We start from the raw sequence: 534 nt of genomic DNA on the forward strand, positions 1-534 counted from the left end.
CTACACCTCCGGTTCGACCGGAAAACCAAAAGGCGTCATGGTCGAACATCGGGGGCTGTGCAATCTCGTCACGGCGCAAGCCCGAGAATTCGCGGTCGACCACGATTCGCGTATTCTTCAATTCGCTTCGTTCAGTTTCGACGCCTGTTCGTTCGAGTTCGTCTTTGCGTTATGTCATGGCGGCGCTCTGCAACTTTTCGAAAGCGCTAGATTGTCTGGTCAAGAACTCGCTGATCTCATACAGGAAACAGGCATAACTCATGCAGTAATACCGCCGGCTGTTCTTATTTTGCTGCCGTTTGAAAAAAGTTTTGGCACGCGGCGCACAATAATTGCGGCCGGAGATGCCCTGCCGGCGGCCGTCGCCGCCAGTTTGGCTCGCGACTACTCGATTTTCAATGCCTACGGCCCTACGGAAGCAACCATTTGGGCTACCCTTCACAAGTGTTGTTCGATTGCGCCGGGCGCGACGAACATTCCGATTGGGCGTCCGATCTCGAACACACGGATATATATTCTGGACGCGCGGGGGCG

Annotated in this window: 1 protein-coding gene; it reads left to right on the top strand. The window is 54.9% G+C overall.

What is annotated here, in order from left to right:
* A partial coding sequence (locus K3F48_RS24040; protein ID WP_222577955.1) for an AMP-binding protein occupies positions 1-534 on the top strand: 534 nt, incomplete at both ends.

The sequence above is a fragment of the Methylosinus sp. Sm6 genome (assembly GCF_019802345.1).
Classification (GTDB): domain Bacteria; phylum Pseudomonadota; class Alphaproteobacteria; order Rhizobiales; family Beijerinckiaceae; genus Methylosinus.